Origin of the sequence: Streptomyces sp. CBMA156 (assembly GCF_014596515.1) — a bacterium.
Lineage (GTDB): Bacteria > Actinomycetota > Actinomycetes > Streptomycetales > Streptomycetaceae > Kitasatospora.
This window is the reverse complement of sequence record NZ_MSJQ01000077.1, coordinates 20,388-35,650: the sequence shown is the minus strand read 5'-3', so window position 1 is coordinate 35,650 and position 15,263 is coordinate 20,388. Positions and strand designations below refer to the sequence as shown.

The window sequence follows — 15,263 nt, the reverse complement described above, 5'->3', positions numbered from 1 at the left end:
GGCGGCGGTTCCGCGGCGCCGCCCACAGCGCCGACCCGGGGCAGCTGCTCACCGCGGTGCTCGCCTCCCTCGACCGGGCCGCCGCCGCCAGGGCCGTCCACCCGGCGGACACCCTCGGCAAGCTGGTCGTGGTCGCCGAGGCCTCGGCCCGGCTGCTGGACGCCGTCGGCTGGTGGGTCTCGTACGTCCCGCCCGGCTCCCAGCTGATGCGCACCGCCCAGCACGCCGTCTACCGGATGACCAGCGGCCCCACCAGCAGCCGGGCCGAGACCCAGCGCGCCCAGATCGAGGCCCCCGACGCGGTCTTCGACCTGCGCCACTACCCGACGACCCGCCGCGCCGTCCGCGGCGGCGCCTTCACCCTGCGGGCGGGCGCGGCCGGCAACGACCCGGCGGAGGAGGCGATGCTCGTCGTCTCCGGCTACCGGGGCATGGTCGCCGCCGGCGGCCAGAACCCGGCCGGCGGCTGGCTGGTGGAACTCTTCGCCGACGACGCCACCCTGCCGCTGGGCCAGGCCGCCTGCGCGATGCGCGCCCTGGTCTCGGTCGCCCTGGCGGGGCCGGCCTCGCCGCCGGTGGTCTGAGGCGGCCGTTCCGTCCGGCGGCCCGGGCTCCGGCCCGGCCGCCCGCGCCGTGTGCGGATCCGGTGACCGGGGTGTCCCGGGTGGGTCGCGGTCGGCGGCCGGAGGGTGCCGGGGGCGGCCGTGGTGGTGGAGGGTGGGGCGACGGTCTTTCGGAGAACGGGGGTTCGGCCGTGGGCAGACGACTGGCGGGTGCGGCGGTGGCCGGCGTGCTGGTGCTCGGGGGCGCGGTGGCGGGGGCCGTCCCGGCGTCCGCGGTGCCGCCGGTGCGGCCGGCCGGGGCGGTGCGGACGGTGCCCGAACGGGCGCCCCAGCTGCGGACCGGTGCCAGGGTGCACCGGATCACGGAGTCCTCGCTGGCCAAGTCGAAGAAGCACGGGAAGCGGCACGGCTCGCACGGCGGGTCCGGCGCCCTGCTCACCTGGCTCGCCGTGCTCCTGCTGCTCGGTGTGCTGGTCGCGGTCCTGGCCGTGCTCTGGTTCAGGCGCCGGAACCGCCGTCGGCCGCAGGAGGGTTGAGGGCCCGCAGGACGGCGTCGACCAGACGGTCGGCGTGCGCGTGGGTGAGCGGGCCGAGCTGGTACTGCCAGCGGTAGTAGAGCGGGCCGTAGACGAGTTCGAGGGCCAGGTCGAGGTCGGCGTCGGGGGCGATCTGGCCGGCCTCGCGGGCGCTGCGGAGCCGGTCGCGGGTGACCTCCAGCAGCGGGTCCAGCAGCCGGGCGCGGTAGTCGGCGTGCAGCGCGGGGTCGGTGATGATCTCGGCGATCATCATGCGGTAGGTGCGGTCGGTGGCCGGGTCGGAGAGTTCGTCGCTGGTGGGGCGCAGCACGGTCCGCAGGTCGGCGGCGAGGTCGCCGGTGTCGGGAAGTGCGAGGCTGCCCTCGTACTCGCTGCCGGCGAGGAAGGCGTCGAAGACGACGGCGCCCTTCGAGGGCCACCACCGGTAGATGGTCTGCTTGCCGACGCCGGCCCGGGCGGCGATCGCCTCGATGGTCAGCTTGCCGTAGCCGACGTCGGCGACGAGTTCGGCGGCGGCGGTGAGGACGGCGGTGCGGGCGCGCTCGCTGCGGCGGGCGGGATCGGGAGCGGTTCTGGATGCCATGGGAAAAAGTCTAGGCGAAACGACGAGACGAGACGTATTGTCTTCTCAAGACATAGCGAGACGGTCCGTCTCGTCTCACTCGCTACCCCGGAGGTGCCCATGTCCCGCCCCGCACGCCCCGCACACATCCTGATGGTCTCCGTCCCGGCCCACGGGCACGTCAACCCCGGCCTCGCCGTGATCGCCGAGCTGGTCGCCCGGGGCCACCGGGTCAGCTACGTCAACGACCCCTCCTTCCGGGAGCTGGTCGAGTCCACCGGCGCGGCCCTCGTCCCCTATCCGACGAAGCTGCCGCTCGCGGACGACCCGGGCGGCTGGCCGGAGGACCCGGTGGCGATCCAGGACGTGTTCCTGGACGACACGCTGTCGATGTGGTCCGCGATGCTGGAGGCCTTCGAGGACGACCGGCCCGACCTGGTGCTCCATGACATCGCGGGCTTCGCGGGCCGGGCGCTCGGTGAGCGGCTGGGCGTGCCGGTGGTCCAGCTGTCGCCCGCCTTCGTCGGCTGGGAGGGCATCGAGGAGGACCTGGCCGAGGTCTTCGAGGCGACCCGCAACGGTCCGGGCGGCCCCGAGCACTACCGGCGGTTCGCCGGCTGGCTGGCCGAGGCCGGTGCGGTGCAGCGCGACGTGGACGCCTTCAAGGGCCGCCCCGAGCGGGCGATCGCGCTCATACCGCGCGCGCTCCAGCCCAACGCCGACCGGGTCGACGAGCGGCGGATCAGCTTCGTCGGGCCCTGCTTCGGCGACCGGGCCCACCAGGGGGAGTGGGAGCGCCCCGCCGGGGCCGAGCGGGTGCTGCTGGTCTCGCTGGGGTCGGCCTTCACCCACCGGCCCGCCTTCTACCGGGCCTGCGTCCGGGCCTTCGGCGAGCTGCCGGGCTGGCACACCGTGCTGCAGATCGGCAAGCACACCGACCCGGCCGAACTCGGCGAACTGCCGGAGAGCGTCGAGGTGCACCGGTGGGTGCCGCAGCTGTCGGTGCTCGCCCAGGCGGACGCCTTCGTCACCCATGCGGGCATGGGCGGCTCCAGTGAGGGGCTGTTCCACGCCGTGCCGATGATCGCGGTGCCGCAGGCCGCCGACCAGTTCGCCAACGCGGACGCCCTGGTGGGCCTCGGTGTCGCCCGCCGCCTGGACACCGAGCAGGCCACCGCGGAGGCGCTGCGTGCCGCGCTGCTGGAGCTGGTCGGCGATCCGGCGGTGGCCGGGCGGCTGCGGGAGCTGTCCGCGGCCGGCCGGGCCGAGGGCGGTACCGTCAGGGCGGCCGACCTGATCGAGGCCGAGCTGGTGAAGTGAGCGAGGGGGCGGTGCCCGGGGGCCGCGGTGTGCGGCGCCGGTCCGGAGGGCGGAGAATCCGGAGGGCGGACACCTGTTGTCATATCTTCATTCACCTGATGTGATGGTGTATATGGATATGCACAGTGCTGTGGCCCCCGACGCTCCGCTGGTCCTGGTCGGCAAGGCCGACGTCAGTGCCGAGGACGTCCTGGCCGTCGCCCGGGGCAACGCCCGGGTCGAGATCGGCCCCGACGCCCAGGCCGAGATGGCGGCCTCCCGGGCGCGGATCGACGCCCTCGCGGCCGAGCCCCGCCCCGTCTACGGCGTGTCGACCGGCTTCGGCGCGCTCGCCGTCCGCCACATCAGCCCCGAGCTGCGCGCCCAGCTGCAGCGGTCGCTGGTGCGCTCGCACGCCGCCGGCATGGGGCCCGCGGTCGAGCGCGAGGTGGTCCGCGCGCTGATGTTCCTGCGGATGAAGACGCTGGCCTCCGGCCGCACCGGAGTCCGGCCGCTGGTCGCGCAGACCATGGCCGCCCTGCTCAACGCGGGCATCACCCCGGTGGTGCGGGAGTTCGGCTCGCTCGGCTGCTCCGGCGACCTCGCGCCGCTGTCGCACTGCGCGCTGGTCCTGATGGGCGAGGGCACCGCCACCGGCCCGGACGGCGAGGAGAGGCCCGTCGCCGAGCTGCTCGCCGAGGCCGGGATCGAGCCGGTCGAGCTGCTGGAGAAGGAGGGCCTCGCCCTCATCAACGGCACCGACGGCATGCTCGGCATGCTGGTGATGGCCATCGCCGACCTCCAGCGGCTGTTCACCACCGCCGACATCACCGCCGCGATGAGCCTGGAGGCCCTGCTCGGCACCGACAAGGTGCTCGCCCCCGAGCTGCACGCCCCGATCCGCCCGCACCCGGGCCAGGCGCTGAGCGCCGCCAACATGCTGGCCGTCCTCAAGGACTCCGGCCTCACCGGCCACCACCAGGACGACGCGCCGCGGGTCCAGGACGCGTACTCGATCCGCTGCGCCCCGCAGGTGGCCGGCGCCGGCCGGGACACCCTGGCGCACGCCCGGCTGGTCGCCTCGCGCGAGCTGGCCGCCTCGGTGGACAACCCGGTGGTGCTGCCGGACGGCCGGGTGGAGTCCAACGGCAACTTCCACGGCGCCCCGGTCGCGTACGTGCTGGACTTCCTCGCCATCGCCGCCGCCGACCTCGGCTCCATCTCCGAGCGCCGCACCGACCGGCTGCTCGACAAGGCCCGCTCGCACGGCCTGCCGGCCTTCCTGGCCGACGACCCGGGCGTGGACTCCGGCCTGATGATCGCCCAGTACACCCAGGCGGCACTGGTCAGCGAGAACAAGCGGCTCGCCGTCCCGGCCTCGGTCGACTCGATCCCGTCCTCCGCGATGCAGGAGGACCACGTGTCGATGGGCTGGTCGGCCGCGCGCAAGCTGCGCCAGGCGGTGGCCAACCTCGGCCGCATCCTGGCCGTCGAGCTCACCGCCAGTGCCCGCGCGCTGGAGATCCGTCAGCAGGCCGACGGGGCGGGCGGGCTCGCCCCGGCCACCGCGGCCGCGATGGCCGTCGCCCGGGAGGCGGGGGTCGGCGGCGCCCGCCGCGACCGCTTCCTGTCGCCGGACCTGGAGGCGGCCGCCGCGCTGGTCGCCTCCGGCGACCTGGTGCGGGCGGTCGAGCGGGTCACCGGACCGCTGGCCTGAGATGGCGCCGCCGCGGGGTGACGGGGGCTCAGTCCCAGTCGCTCCGCGGCGACCGCTCGGCGGGGGTCCGCCGGTTGCGCAGCTCGCCCAGGGCGGCGGCGAGGTTGACCCCGACGATGCCCGCCCAGCAGACCACCAGGCCGGCGAAGCCGCCGTTCTCCGGGCTGCCCGCGATCGCCGTCAGCGGGATGCCGAGGGCCAGCGAGGTCACCGCGAGTCCGGTGCTGGAGCGCTTGCCGGAGCCGGAGCGGCGGGAGTGGCTCCGCTGCCGGGACGGCGACTCGTAGTCGTCCATCCGCTCGGCCACCGAACGTTCGACCCGGGCGTTCAGCCGGGCGTCCAGCCGCTTCATGAAGGAGTCGACGAGTTCGTCCTCGTACTCCTTGCCGAGCTCCTTGCGGGCCTGGAGGGTGGCGTCGAGGTCGCGCCGCAGTTCGTCCTGACGAGTGTCCATGGACCCAGAGTGGGGCCCGACGGGGTGTCCGGTCCATCCGTTCGCGGAGGAATCCGGGCGGGCTCAGGGACAAATCAGGGTTTCCCCGACCCGGAGCGGCCGTCCGGTGGCCACCGGGACCCTTCCGGCGGCCACCGGACCCGCCGGGGCCGGTCGGATCCGTCCGAACCGTCCGAACTCCCCGAACCATCCGATCCTCGGGACGTCTTACGGGGCGTCCCGCCGTACGAGACGTCTTTGCCAGCCGCGGCGCGCTGCTGCACAGTCGTCGTCCGAACCGCTCGCACCCGGAGGTACCGCTGATGACCGCCACCGACGAGGCCGGCAGCGTCGGCCCCTCCGCCCGGCTGCTCCAGCTGTTCGAGGGCCACCGGCTGACGCCGACCCAGCGCCGGATCGCCCACTCGCTGGTGCGGCACGCCACCGAGGCGCCGTTCCTGTCCAGCGTGGAGGTCGCCGAACTCGCGGGCGTCAGCCAGCCGTCCGTCACCCGCTTCGCCGTCGCGCTCGGATACGACGGGTACCCGGCGCTGCGCAAGCAGCTGCGCGAACTCGGCGGGGGCGAGCAGGGCGCGCCGGAGACCCAGGACGACGCGGTGCGCAACGAACACCAGCAGGCCGTGCTCGCGGAGATCGCGCACCTGCGCCACCTCGCCGAACTCCTCGCCGACCCGGAGCCGATCACCCGGGCCGCCCGGCTGCTCGCCGCCTCCAGCCCGCTGCCGGTGCTCGGCCTGCGGGCCGCCTCGGCGCAGGCGCGCGGCTTCGCCTACTTCGCCGCCAAGGTGCACCCGGACATCCGGCTGCTGGACGAGGGCGGCAGCATGCTCGCCGACCGGCTGGAGCAGGCCAGGGCGGCCGGGGCCAGCGCGCTGCTCTGCTTCGCGCTGCCGCGCTACCCGCGGGAGCTGATGGACGCGCTGACGGTGGCCAGGGAATGCGGGCTGACGGTGCTCACCGTGGCAGACAGCGCCTTCGCGCCGGTCGCCAAGCTGTCCGACCTGATGCTGCCGGCCGCCGTCGGCACCGGGCTGGTCTTCGACACCGCGTGCGCGCCGATGATGCTCGGCCGGGTGCTGCTCCAGTCGATGTGCGACGAACTCCCGGGTGCGGAAGCCCGGTTGGAGGCGATCGAGCACTCGGCGGCGGCGCGCGGGCTCTTCCTGGAATAGAGCCGGCCCGGGGCGGGGGAGTACTCGCCACAGACCCGGGCATCCCCTACGGCAGGGGGTGCCACCCATGCGCGTGATCCACGAGATGAAGTTCGTCGCCCGGCTGTCCTCGGGTGCCGACGAATGGTCCTGCCCCGCCTGCGGACGCCGCGTCACCCTGCGGCGGCTGCCCGATCCCGAACTGACCGTCCTCGACCCGGGCGACGAGTCCGCCGTCCACGTCGGCGTCATCGAACCCGAGGCCAGGGCCGCCGCGGCCGCCGAGAAGTACGGCCTCGGCCCCGTCCAGAACATCCCCCGCCCGCCGTCCCCGCCCGCCCCCGACGCCGAGGACCGCCGCTGGCTCGCCGAGATCGGCATCGACTGGGACGGCGGCGCGGCGGCCTGAGTCAGTCGCGGGGCGCGTACAGCGGAAGGCCGGAGGTGTCCAGCTCGGCGGGCAGTGGCGCGGGCAGCGGGACGGGCTCGCCGTACTTGCCGTGCAGGATGCCTTGGTACGCCCCGTTACGAGGGTGGGTGTAGAACGTCCAGGTGCCGTTGCGCGGGTCGAGCGCGAGCAGGGCCACGGCACCGGCGCTCGCGTACCAGTCCGTCTTGGTGGCGACGGCCTTCACTCCCTCCGAATTGGAGATCACCTCGACGACGAGGGCTGCCTCATGGGGATCGGCGAGCCATCGGTCGTCGTTCTCCCAGTCGACGGGGAGGACGATCAGGTCGGGTGTGGCGTAGTCCTCGTCGTTGCCCGGCATGTAGATGGACGACACTTCGTAGGTGCCCAGGTCGGCCGGCAGGCGGGGGTCCAGCTGGATGCGCAGCCGTCGCACGGTCCCCGCGTGCTTGCCGCGGGGAGGCGGGGACATCAGCAGGGTTCCTCCGATGATCTGGGCGCGAAGTCCCGTGCTCCGCTCGATCTCCTCCGCCACGTCTCGGAGCCTGCCGGGCCGCACGGTGATGGCCGTCATCGTGTCCTCCGCTCCCCGGCGCTGGGCCGAGTGGCTGGTGTTCGCCGGGTTCAGGCTAGCGAGCCAAGTCGGCCGGTGCGGTGACTGATCGGATTGGTTCGGGGTCTGGTCGAAAGGTGGTTGTTTAGATATATTCAGCCAAACAAAGCTTGAATGAATTCATCCGCAGGGAGGCCGGGACATGGTGCAGCAGCAGGCGAGCGGGCCGCGTGAGGTGCGCGCGGCGCGGGGGACGGGGCTCACGACGCAGGGGTGGCAGCAGGAGGCCGCGCTGCGGATGCTGATGAACAACCTCGACCCGGAGGTGGCCGAGCACCCGTCCAAGCTGGTGGTGTACGGCGGCACGGGCAAGGCCGCGCGGGACTGGCGCTCCTTCGACGCCATGGTGAGGACCCTCCAGGGGCTGAAGCAGGACGAGACCATGCTGGTCCAGTCCGGCCGCCCGGTCGGCGTGATGCAGACCCACGAGTGGGCGCCGCGGGTGCTGATCGCCAACTCCAACCTGGTCGGCGACTGGGCCAACTGGGAGGAGTTCCGCCGGCTGGAGAACCTCGGGCTCACCATGTACGGGCAGATGACCGCCGGCTCGTGGATCTACATCGGCACCCAGGGCATCCTCCAGGGCACCTACGAGACCTTCGCCGCCGTCGCCGGCAAGCGGTACGGCGGCACGCTGGAGGGCACCATCACCCTCACCGCCGGCCTCGGCGGGATGGGCGGCGCCCAGCCGCTGGCCGTCACCATGAACGGCGGCGTGGCGATCTGCATCGACTGCGACCCGTCCCGGATCTCCCGCCGGATCGAGCACCGCTACCTGGACGTCGAGGCCAAGGACCTCGGCCACGCCATGGAGCTCGCCACCGCGGCCCGCGACAAGCGGCAGCCGCTCTCCATCGGCGTGCTGGGCAACGCCGCCGAGCTGGTCCCGCAGCTGCTCGCGATGGACGCGCCGATCGACATCGTCACCGACCAGACCAGCGCCCACGACCCGCTCAGCTACCTGCCGGTCGGCGTGGCCTTCGAGGACATGGCGGACTACGCGGCCGCCGAGCCCGCCGAGTTCACCCGGCGGGCCCGCGAGTCGATGGCCAGGCACGTCGAGGCAATGGTCGGCTTCATGGACCGCGGCGCCGAGGTCTTCGACTACGGCAACTCGATCCGCGGCGAGGCCCAGCTGGCCGGCTACGACCGCGCCTTCGCCTTCCCCGGCTTCGTCCCGGCGTACATCCGCCCGCTGTTCTGCGAGGGCAAGGGCCCGTTCCGCTGGGCGGCGCTGTCCGGCGACCCGCAGGACATCCACAAGACCGACAAGGCCGTCCTCGACCTCTTCCCCGAGAACGAGTCGCTGGCCCGCTGGATCAAGCTGGCCCAGGAGAAGGTGCACTTCCAGGGCCTGCCGGCGCGGATCTGCTGGCTCGGCTACGGCGAGCGCGACAAGGCCGGCGAGCGCTTCAACGACATGGTCGCCTCCGGTGAGCTGTCCGCCCCGATCGTGATCGGCCGCGACCACCTGGACTGCGGCTCGGTCGCCTCCCCGTACCGGGAGACCGAGGCGATGCTGGACGGCTCGGACGCGATCGCCGACTGGCCGCTGCTCAACGCCATGGTCAACGTCGCCTCCGGCGCCTCCTGGGTCTCCATCCACCACGGCGGCGGCGTCGGCATCGGCCGCTCGATCCACGCCGGCCAGGTCACCGTCGCCGACGGCACCGAGCTGGCCGGGGAGAAGATCCGCCGGGTGCTCACCAACGACCCCGGCATGGGTGTCATCCGGCACGTGGACGCCGGGTACGACCGGGCCGTCGAGGTCGCCGACGAGCGCGGCGTCCACGTCCCCATGCACCGGCACAGCCCGACGGATGAGCTGTGACGGCCTCCTTCGAGGAGATGTGGGCGGAGCTGCTCCCGGTGGGCCGCGCCGCCTCCTCCGGCGGCTACCGCCGCTTCGCCTGGAACTCCGCCGACGCCGAGTGCCGCGCCTGGTTCGAGCAGCAGGCCCGCGACCGCGGCCTGACGTACGAGCTGGACCGCAACGGCAACCAGTGGGCCTGGCTGGGCGACCGGAACGCGCCGGGGGCGGTGGTCACCGGCTCGCACCTGGACTCCGTCCCGGACGGCGGCGCCTTCGACGGCCCGCTCGGCGTGGTCTCCGCCTTCGCCGCGCTGGACGAACTGCGCGCCCGCGGAGCCGAGTTCGGCAAGCCCCTGGCGATCGTCAACTTCGGCGACGAGGAGGGCGCCCGGTTCGGCGTGGCCTGCATCGGCTCCCGGCTGACCGCCGGGGTGCTGTCGCCGGAGCAGGCGTACGAGCTGCGCGACGCCGACGGCGTCCGGCTGCCCGACGCGATGGAGCGGGCCGGCTACGACCCGACCGCGATCGGCGCGGACGACGGCCGGCTGGCCAGGATCGGCGCTTTCGTCGAACTCCACGTCGAACAGGGCCGCAGCCTCGCCGAGGGGCAGCCGGTCGGCGTGGCCGGCGCGATCTGGCCGCACGGCCGCTGGCGGTTCGACTTCCACGGCGAGGCCAACCACGCCGGCACCACCCGGATCGAGGACCGCCGCGACCCGATGCTGACGTACGCCAACACCGTCCTCGCCGCCCGCAAGAAGGCGAGGCAGGCGGGCGCGCTGGCCACCTTCGGCAAGGTCGCGGTCGAGCCCAACGGCACCAACGCGATCGCTTCGCTGGTGCGCGGCTGGCTGGACTCCAGGGCGGCCGACGAGCGCACCCTCACGGCGCTGGTCGCCGAGATCGAGCAGGCCGCCGCCGAGCGCGGCGACCGCGACGGCGTCCGGGTCGAGCTGACCCGCGAGTCCTACACCCCGGTGGTGGACTTCGACGGGCCGCTGCGCGACCGGCTGGCCAGGCTGCTGGACGCCCCGGTGCTGCCCACCGGCGCGGGACACGACGCCGGGATCCTGGCCTCCGCGATCCCGACCGCCATGCTGTTCGTGCGCAACCCCACCGGCGTCTCGCACTCCCCGGCCGAGCACGCCGAGCAGGACGACTGCCTGGCCGGGGTCGCCGCCCTCGCCGACGTACTGGAGGACCTGGCGTGTCAGTGACCCCGACGACGTACTGGGCGCAGCACGCCTGGCTGCCGGGCGTGAACGGCCCGGCGGTCGAGCGCGAGGTGCTGATCACCACCGGCCCCGGCGGCACGATCGCCGCCGTCACCCCGGACAGCGGCCCCTGCCCGCCCGGCGCCGTCCGGCTCGACGGGCTGCTGCTGCCCGGCCAGGCCAACGCCCACTCGCACGCCTTCCACCGGGCGCTGCGCGGGTACGTCCAGGTCGGCTCCGGCACCTTCTGGACCTGGCGGGACACCATGTACCGGTTCGCCGGAGCGCTGGACCCGGACAGCTACCTGGAGCTCGCCACCGCCGTCTACGCCGAGATGGCGCTGGCCGGCATCACCGCCGTCGGCGAGTTCCACTACCTGCACCACGCGCCCGGCGGCGCCCGCTACACCGATCCGAACGCGATGGGCGAGGCGCTGATCGAGGCCGCCGCCCGGGCCGGCATCCGGATCACCCTGCTGGACACCTGCTACCTCTCCTCCGGGTTCGGCGCCGAACCGACCAGGCCGCAGCAGCGGTTCAGCGACGGTGACGCGCAGGCCTGGGCGGTGCGGGCGGACGCGCTCAAGCCGCGCGAACACGTCCGGATCGGCGCGGCCGTCCACTCGGTGCGGGCCGTCCCGGCCGAGCAGCTGGCCACCGTCGCGCAGTGGGCGGCGACGCGCCGGGCGCCGCTGCACGTCCACCTGTCCGAGCAGACCGCCGAGAACGACGCCTGCCTCGCCGCGCACGGCGTCACCCCGACCCGGCTGCTCGCCGACCACGGCGTGCTCGGCCCGCGCACCTCGGCCGTGCACGCCACCCACCTGACCGACGAGGACGTCCGGCTGCTCACCGACTTCTCCACCACGGTCTGCATGTGCCCCACCACCGAGCGGGACCTCGCGGACGGCATCGGCCCGGCCCGCCGGCTCGCCTCGGCGGGCTCCCCGGTCACCCTGGGCAGCGACAGCCACGCGGTGATCGACCCGTTCGAGGAGGCCCGCGCGCTGGAGCTGGACGAGCGGCTGCGCACCAGGACCCGCGGCCACTGGACGGCCAACGCGCTGCTGCGGGCCGGCACCGAGGACGGGCACGCCTCGCTGGGCTGGCCGGAGGCCGGCCGGATCGAGGCCGGGGCGCTCGCCGACTTCACGGTGATCGCGCTGGACTCCGTCCGTACGGCGGGCCCGCCGCCCCGGCTCGGTGCCGAGATCGCGGTCTTCGCGGCCTCGGCGGCGGACGTGCGGCACCTGGTGGTCGGCGGGCGGCACGTCGTCCGCGACGGCGTGCACCTGCTGGTGGCCGACGTGCCGGGCGCGCTGCGCTCCGCGATCGGCGCGCTGGACTGCTGACCTGTTCCCTGAACCCCCTTCGGAAGGCCTTGTCTTGAGCTCCAGGACCACCTTGATCACGGGCATCGGCAGCCTGGTCACCAACGACTTCGGACAGGGCAACGGGCCGCTCGGCCTGCTGACCGACGCGGCCGTGGTGGTCGACGGCGACACCGTCGCCTGGGTCGGCCCGGCGGCCGGCGCCCCGGCGGCGGACGAGCGCTTCGACGCCGGGGGCCGGGCCCTGCTGCCCGGCTTCGTCGACTCGCACGCCCACCTGGTGTTCGCGGGCGACCGCACCGCCGAGTTCAACGCCCGGATGTCCGGGCAGTCGTACACGGCGGGCGGCATCAGGACCACGGTGGCGGCCACCCGGGCCGCGTCCGACGCCGAACTGGACGCCAACCTGGCCCGGTTCGTCCGGGAGGCGGTGCGCCAGGGCACCACGACCATCGAGTGCAAGTCCGGTTACGGGCTGACCGTCGAGGACGAGGCGCGCGCCCTGCGGATCGCCGCCGAGCACACCCCGGAGACCACCTACCTGGGGGCGCACATCGTGGCCCCCGAGTACGCCGAGGACCCGGCCGGGTACGTCGACCTGGTCACCGGCGAGATGCTGGACGCCTGTGCGCCGCACGCCCGTTGGGTGGACGTGTTCTGCGAGAAGGGAGCGTTCGACGGGGATCAGGCGCGGGCGGTGCTGACGGCGGGCATCGAGAAGGGGCTCACGCCGCGAGTGCACGCCAACCAGCTCACGTACGGGCCCGGCGTGCAGCTGGCCGTCGAGCTGGGGGCCGCCTCGGCGGACCACTGCACCCACCTGACCGACGAGGACGTGGCGGCGCTGGCGGGTTCGGCGACGGTCGCGACGCTGCTGCCAGGGGCGGAGTTCTCCACCAGGGCCGCGTACCCGAGCGGGCGCCGGCTGCTGGACGCGGGCGCGGTGGTGGCGCTGTCCACCGACTGCAACCCGGGCTCCAGCTTCACGAGTTCGATGGCGTTCTGCATCGCGGTCGCGGTGCGGGAGATGGGGATGACCCCGGACGAGGCGGTCTGGGCGGCCACCGCGGGCGGCGCCCAGGCGCTGCGTCGGACGGATGTGGGGACGATCGCGGTCGGCGCGCGGGCGGACCTGCTGCTGCTGGACGCCCCGTCGCATGTACACCTGGCGTACCGCCCCGGCGTGCCGCTGACGGCGGCCGTCTGGCGGGCGGGCGTGCGCGAGGTCTGAGCCGCCGGATAGTTCGCGTCGCCCCGTCGAGCACCAGCTCGACGGGGCGACGTGCTGCGGGGCCTTGCCGGAACGGCCGCACGCCCCGATGCCACTATCTCCCGAGGTCGTCAGGGCTGACGGTAGGCGCAGACAAGCAGGGTGTCGGCAGCGCGTCTACTCGGTACGGTGGGAGGGAGCCGGTCGACACTGATCTTCGTGAACCCCGTCTCGTCCAACAGCTTCGTCCAGACGGTCTCCTGGAGGACCCAGCGGCGCATGGTTGCCTGGGCGCCGTCCGGGGTCCGGGCCGGAACGTCAGCGTGCTGGACGTCCGGCTCAGCGGAGGCTCCACCGAGGTAGTGGCCCAGGGTGGAGGCGGTCAACAGGCCGCCGGGTCGCAGGGCGCGGGCAGCGGCCGGGAGCAGCCGGCGGGGGTCGGCGAAGTCGAGGCTGCCGAACACCGAGTAGAGCACGTCGTATTCGTCCGGATGCTCCTCCAGGTGCGCGGTCGCGTCGGCGCGCACCGTGCGCAGGTGCGGGGCGAGGTGGCCGTAGAGGTCGCAGGCCATCGCGTGCTGGGCGGGGGAGGCATCGATGGCATCGACCCGGGCTGGGGCGTGGTGGGCGACGAGGTGCGCGGCATGACGGGCGGCGCCCGCGCCGAGGTCGGCCACGATGAGGCCGGTGATGTCACCCAGCACCTCGACTCCTGGCCCGTCGTCCTGGGCCCAGACCCAGCGGAAGGTGTCGGGGACGGTCCGGTCGGTGTCGGCGCGGGCGCGGCCGTAGTGGTGCCAGAGGTCCGGTTCGACAGCTTGCGCAGGGGAGGAGGCGGTCGTCACCCGGGTCATACTTGCGCCCGGTGTGCGGCGGCGCAGGGATTCGGGTGAACTCCACCCTTCCGGGTCGCGGTGGCCCCGGACTGAGCCTGTGGCCACCGCAACTGTCCGGTCAGTGTGAGTCGTTGCCGGGGTGGCAGGGGCTGCACTTGGCGGCATCCGACCACAGAGGCAGGTCCACGTCCCAACCGTCTGCGGCGATCAGATGGGCGGTGCGCAGCACCGTGCCGTCGTCCTTGTACTCGACGGCCGGCACGTGGTGCAGGAAGTGGCCGCCGTTGTGCTTCCGGCACAGCTCGGCGTAGGCGACGGTGTCCAGGATGATCGTGTGGACGCCGATGTCCACCAGCGAGCTGGGGCCGAGGCTCAGGTGCTCGCCGCGGTGGGCCATCGCGGTCAGCAGGTAGGCGTAGCCCTGGCCGAGGACTCGGGCGGCCATGACGGAGTCGTAGGGGTAGTCGCGCATCAGGAGGCCGACCTGCTTGTCCCGCAGGGCGGCGGGGATGTGGTCGCGCACGTTCCGGAGCGGGCCGACGATCGGATCGGCGGGTGCAACTGCGGTTGCCATGGTTCCTCCGACTGCTGGTGGGGCACCTGGTGACGCCGGGCGCGGTCCGACGGCTCTGTGAAATCTACGGACTAAGTTCCCTGGAACTCAAGGAAGTTGCGGAGAATTGCGGATGCCTCACCCCAGCGAGTCGATCGCGGCGGTGATCAGTGCGCGGGCGGCGCCGCCGTGCACGGCCAGGGCGGCGAAACGCGTGAACGCCTGCGCGTAGAGGGCGAGGTCGCTGGGCGCGGTCACGGTGACCTGGGCCGACAATAGCTCCACCCCGGCCTGGTGGTCGTCGAACAGGTTGAAGGTCTCCGTGGGCCACATGGTGCGGGAGGCCGTGAACGGGATGACGCCGAGCGAGACCGAAGGAATCGACATGACCCTCAGCAGCTGGCCGAGTTGTCCGGCCATCACCGTGTCGTCGCCGATCCGGTAGCGCAGCACGGACTCCTCGATGACTGCGACGAAGCGGCGCCCGCCCTCGAAGACGACACTGGAACGGGCGAGCCGGGCCTCGACCGCGTCCGCCACGTCGTCCACGGTCCGGCGGACGTCGGCCACCGTGCGCAGCAGGGCGCCGGCGTACTCCCGGGTCTGGAGGGCGCCGGGAACTACGCGGGAAGAGTAGGCGCGGAAATGGCGGGTGCGGGTGTAGAGGGGCACCCGGGCCTCTTGGGCGTGGCGCAGGCCGGTCCGGGTGATGCGCCGCCACTCGACGTACAGGGAGTCCGCCGCTCTGTTGGAGGCGATCAGATCGGGGGCCTGGTCGTCGGCGCCGCAGGCGTGGCACCACGCGCGAATGTCCGAGTCGGACGGGGCGGCCTTGGCGTTGAGGATGCGGGAGGTCTTGGCGGGGTGCCAGCCGCAAAGGGCGGACAGTTCTCCGCCCTTCAGGCCGACGTTGCGCATCAGCTCGCCGAGGCGGGTAGCGAGCGCCACGCGGGCCGCCTGGACGCTTGAGGACGGGGAACTTGGCATCGTCGCTGGGGCGCT

15 protein-coding genes and 1 pseudogene are annotated in these 15,263 nt (G+C 73.6%); 10 read left to right on the top strand and 6 right to left on the bottom strand.

All coding sequences use genetic code 11. The annotated features are described in order from the left end of the window. Positions 1-584: pseudogene (locus BU198_RS06480) on the top strand (sensor domain-containing diguanylate cyclase); the annotation flags it as partial. 170 nt (positions 585-754) lie between these two features. Beyond that, entirely contained in the window at positions 755-1,099 is a 345-nt protein-coding gene (locus BU198_RS06475; RefSeq protein WP_188295881.1) for a hypothetical protein, read from the top strand. Here the strand turns inward: BU198_RS06475 and BU198_RS06470 are convergent. Next, entirely contained in the window at positions 1,062-1,682 is a 621-nt protein-coding gene (locus BU198_RS06470; RefSeq protein WP_188295880.1) for a TetR/AcrR family transcriptional regulator, read from the bottom strand. The two genes, BU198_RS06475 and BU198_RS06470, sit on opposite strands and share 38 nt — an antisense overlap. Positions 1,683-1,781: 99 nt before the next feature. Between BU198_RS06470 and BU198_RS06465 the strand changes: the two genes are divergently transcribed. Together BU198_RS06465 and hutH are read left to right on the top strand one after the other, a co-directional pair. Next, positions 1,782-2,981 carry a macrolide family glycosyltransferase gene (locus BU198_RS06465; RefSeq protein ID WP_188295879.1) on the top strand — a complete coding sequence of 400 codons (1,200 nt, stop codon included), beginning with the start codon at positions 1,782-1,784 and terminating at the stop codon, positions 2,979-2,981. A 118-nt stretch (positions 2,982-3,099) separates the two neighbouring features. Then, positions 3,100-4,677 carry a histidine ammonia-lyase gene (hutH, locus tag BU198_RS06460; protein WP_188295878.1) on the top strand — a complete coding sequence of 526 codons (1,578 nt, stop codon included), beginning with the start codon at positions 3,100-3,102 and terminating at the stop codon, positions 4,675-4,677. Between the two features lie 28 nt (positions 4,678-4,705). Here hutH and BU198_RS06455 read toward each other — a convergent pair whose 3' ends face one another. Next, on the bottom strand, positions 4,706-5,131 hold the full coding sequence (locus BU198_RS06455) for a hypothetical protein (protein WP_188295877.1): 426 nt from the start codon (positions 5,129-5,131) through the stop codon (positions 4,706-4,708). A gap of 302 nt (positions 5,132-5,433) precedes the next feature. On the opposite strand from BU198_RS06455, the gene BU198_RS06450 reads away from it, so the two are divergent. Together BU198_RS06450 and BU198_RS06445 are read left to right on the top strand one after the other, a co-directional pair. Next, complete coding sequence (locus tag BU198_RS06450; RefSeq protein ID WP_188295876.1) at positions 5,434-6,303, top strand: MurR/RpiR family transcriptional regulator; 870 nt, start codon at positions 5,434-5,436, stop codon at positions 6,301-6,303. 67 nt (positions 6,304-6,370) lie between these two features. Further along, positions 6,371-6,691 carry a hypothetical protein gene (locus BU198_RS06445; RefSeq protein WP_188295875.1) on the top strand — a complete coding sequence of 107 codons (321 nt, stop codon included), beginning with the start codon at positions 6,371-6,373 and terminating at the stop codon, positions 6,689-6,691. A 1-nt stretch (position 6,692) separates the two neighbouring features. Here the strand turns inward: BU198_RS06445 and BU198_RS06440 are convergent, their stop codons facing one another. After that, positions 6,693-7,265, bottom strand: coding sequence for a Uma2 family endonuclease (locus BU198_RS06440; RefSeq protein WP_188295874.1), 573 nt, complete (start codon positions 7,263-7,265; stop codon positions 6,693-6,695). Between the two features lie 181 nt (positions 7,266-7,446). On the opposite strand from BU198_RS06440, the gene hutU reads away from it, so the two are divergent. The 4 genes from hutU to hutI are packed head-to-tail and all read left to right on the top strand — an operon-like array spanning position 7,447 to position 12,893. Then, on the top strand, positions 7,447-9,135 hold the full coding sequence (hutU, locus tag BU198_RS06435) for a urocanate hydratase (RefSeq protein ID WP_188295873.1): 1,689 nt from the start codon (positions 7,447-7,449) through the stop codon (positions 9,133-9,135). 17 nt (positions 9,136-9,152) lie between these two features. Continuing rightward, on the top strand, positions 9,153-10,334 hold the full coding sequence (locus BU198_RS06430; RefSeq protein WP_188295886.1) for an allantoate amidohydrolase: 1,182 nt from the start codon (positions 9,153-9,155) through the stop codon (positions 10,332-10,334). After that, positions 10,331-11,683, top strand: a complete 1,353-nt coding sequence (locus tag BU198_RS06425; RefSeq protein ID WP_411293155.1) for a formimidoylglutamate deiminase — start codon at positions 10,331-10,333, stop codon at positions 11,681-11,683. Before BU198_RS06430 ends, BU198_RS06425 begins: the two co-directional genes overlap by 4 nt. 34 nt (positions 11,684-11,717) lie before the next feature. After that, positions 11,718-12,893: an imidazolonepropionase gene (gene hutI / locus BU198_RS06420; RefSeq protein WP_188295871.1), complete on the top strand. Its 1,176-nt coding sequence runs from the start codon at positions 11,718-11,720 to the stop codon at positions 12,891-12,893. A gap of 110 nt (positions 12,894-13,003) precedes the next feature. On the opposite strand, the gene BU198_RS06415 is transcribed toward hutI, so the two are convergent. The 3 genes from BU198_RS06415 to BU198_RS06405 form a co-directional block, all read right to left on the bottom strand. Continuing rightward, positions 13,004-13,726: a class I SAM-dependent methyltransferase gene (locus tag BU198_RS06415; RefSeq protein ID WP_188295870.1), complete on the bottom strand. Its 723-nt coding sequence runs from the start codon at positions 13,724-13,726 to the stop codon at positions 13,004-13,006. Between the two features lie 100 nt (positions 13,727-13,826). Continuing rightward, the gene (locus BU198_RS06410; protein ID WP_188295869.1) at positions 13,827-14,282 is read right to left on the bottom strand and encodes a hypothetical protein; all 456 of its coding nucleotides are present in this window, start codon (positions 14,280-14,282) and stop codon (positions 13,827-13,829) included. 117 nt (positions 14,283-14,399) lie between these two features. Then, a complete protein-coding gene (locus BU198_RS06405) occupies positions 14,400-15,248 on the bottom strand; it encodes a helix-turn-helix domain-containing protein (RefSeq protein WP_188295868.1) in 849 nt (282 codons plus the stop codon). Positions 15,249-15,263: the final 15 nt, after the last annotated feature.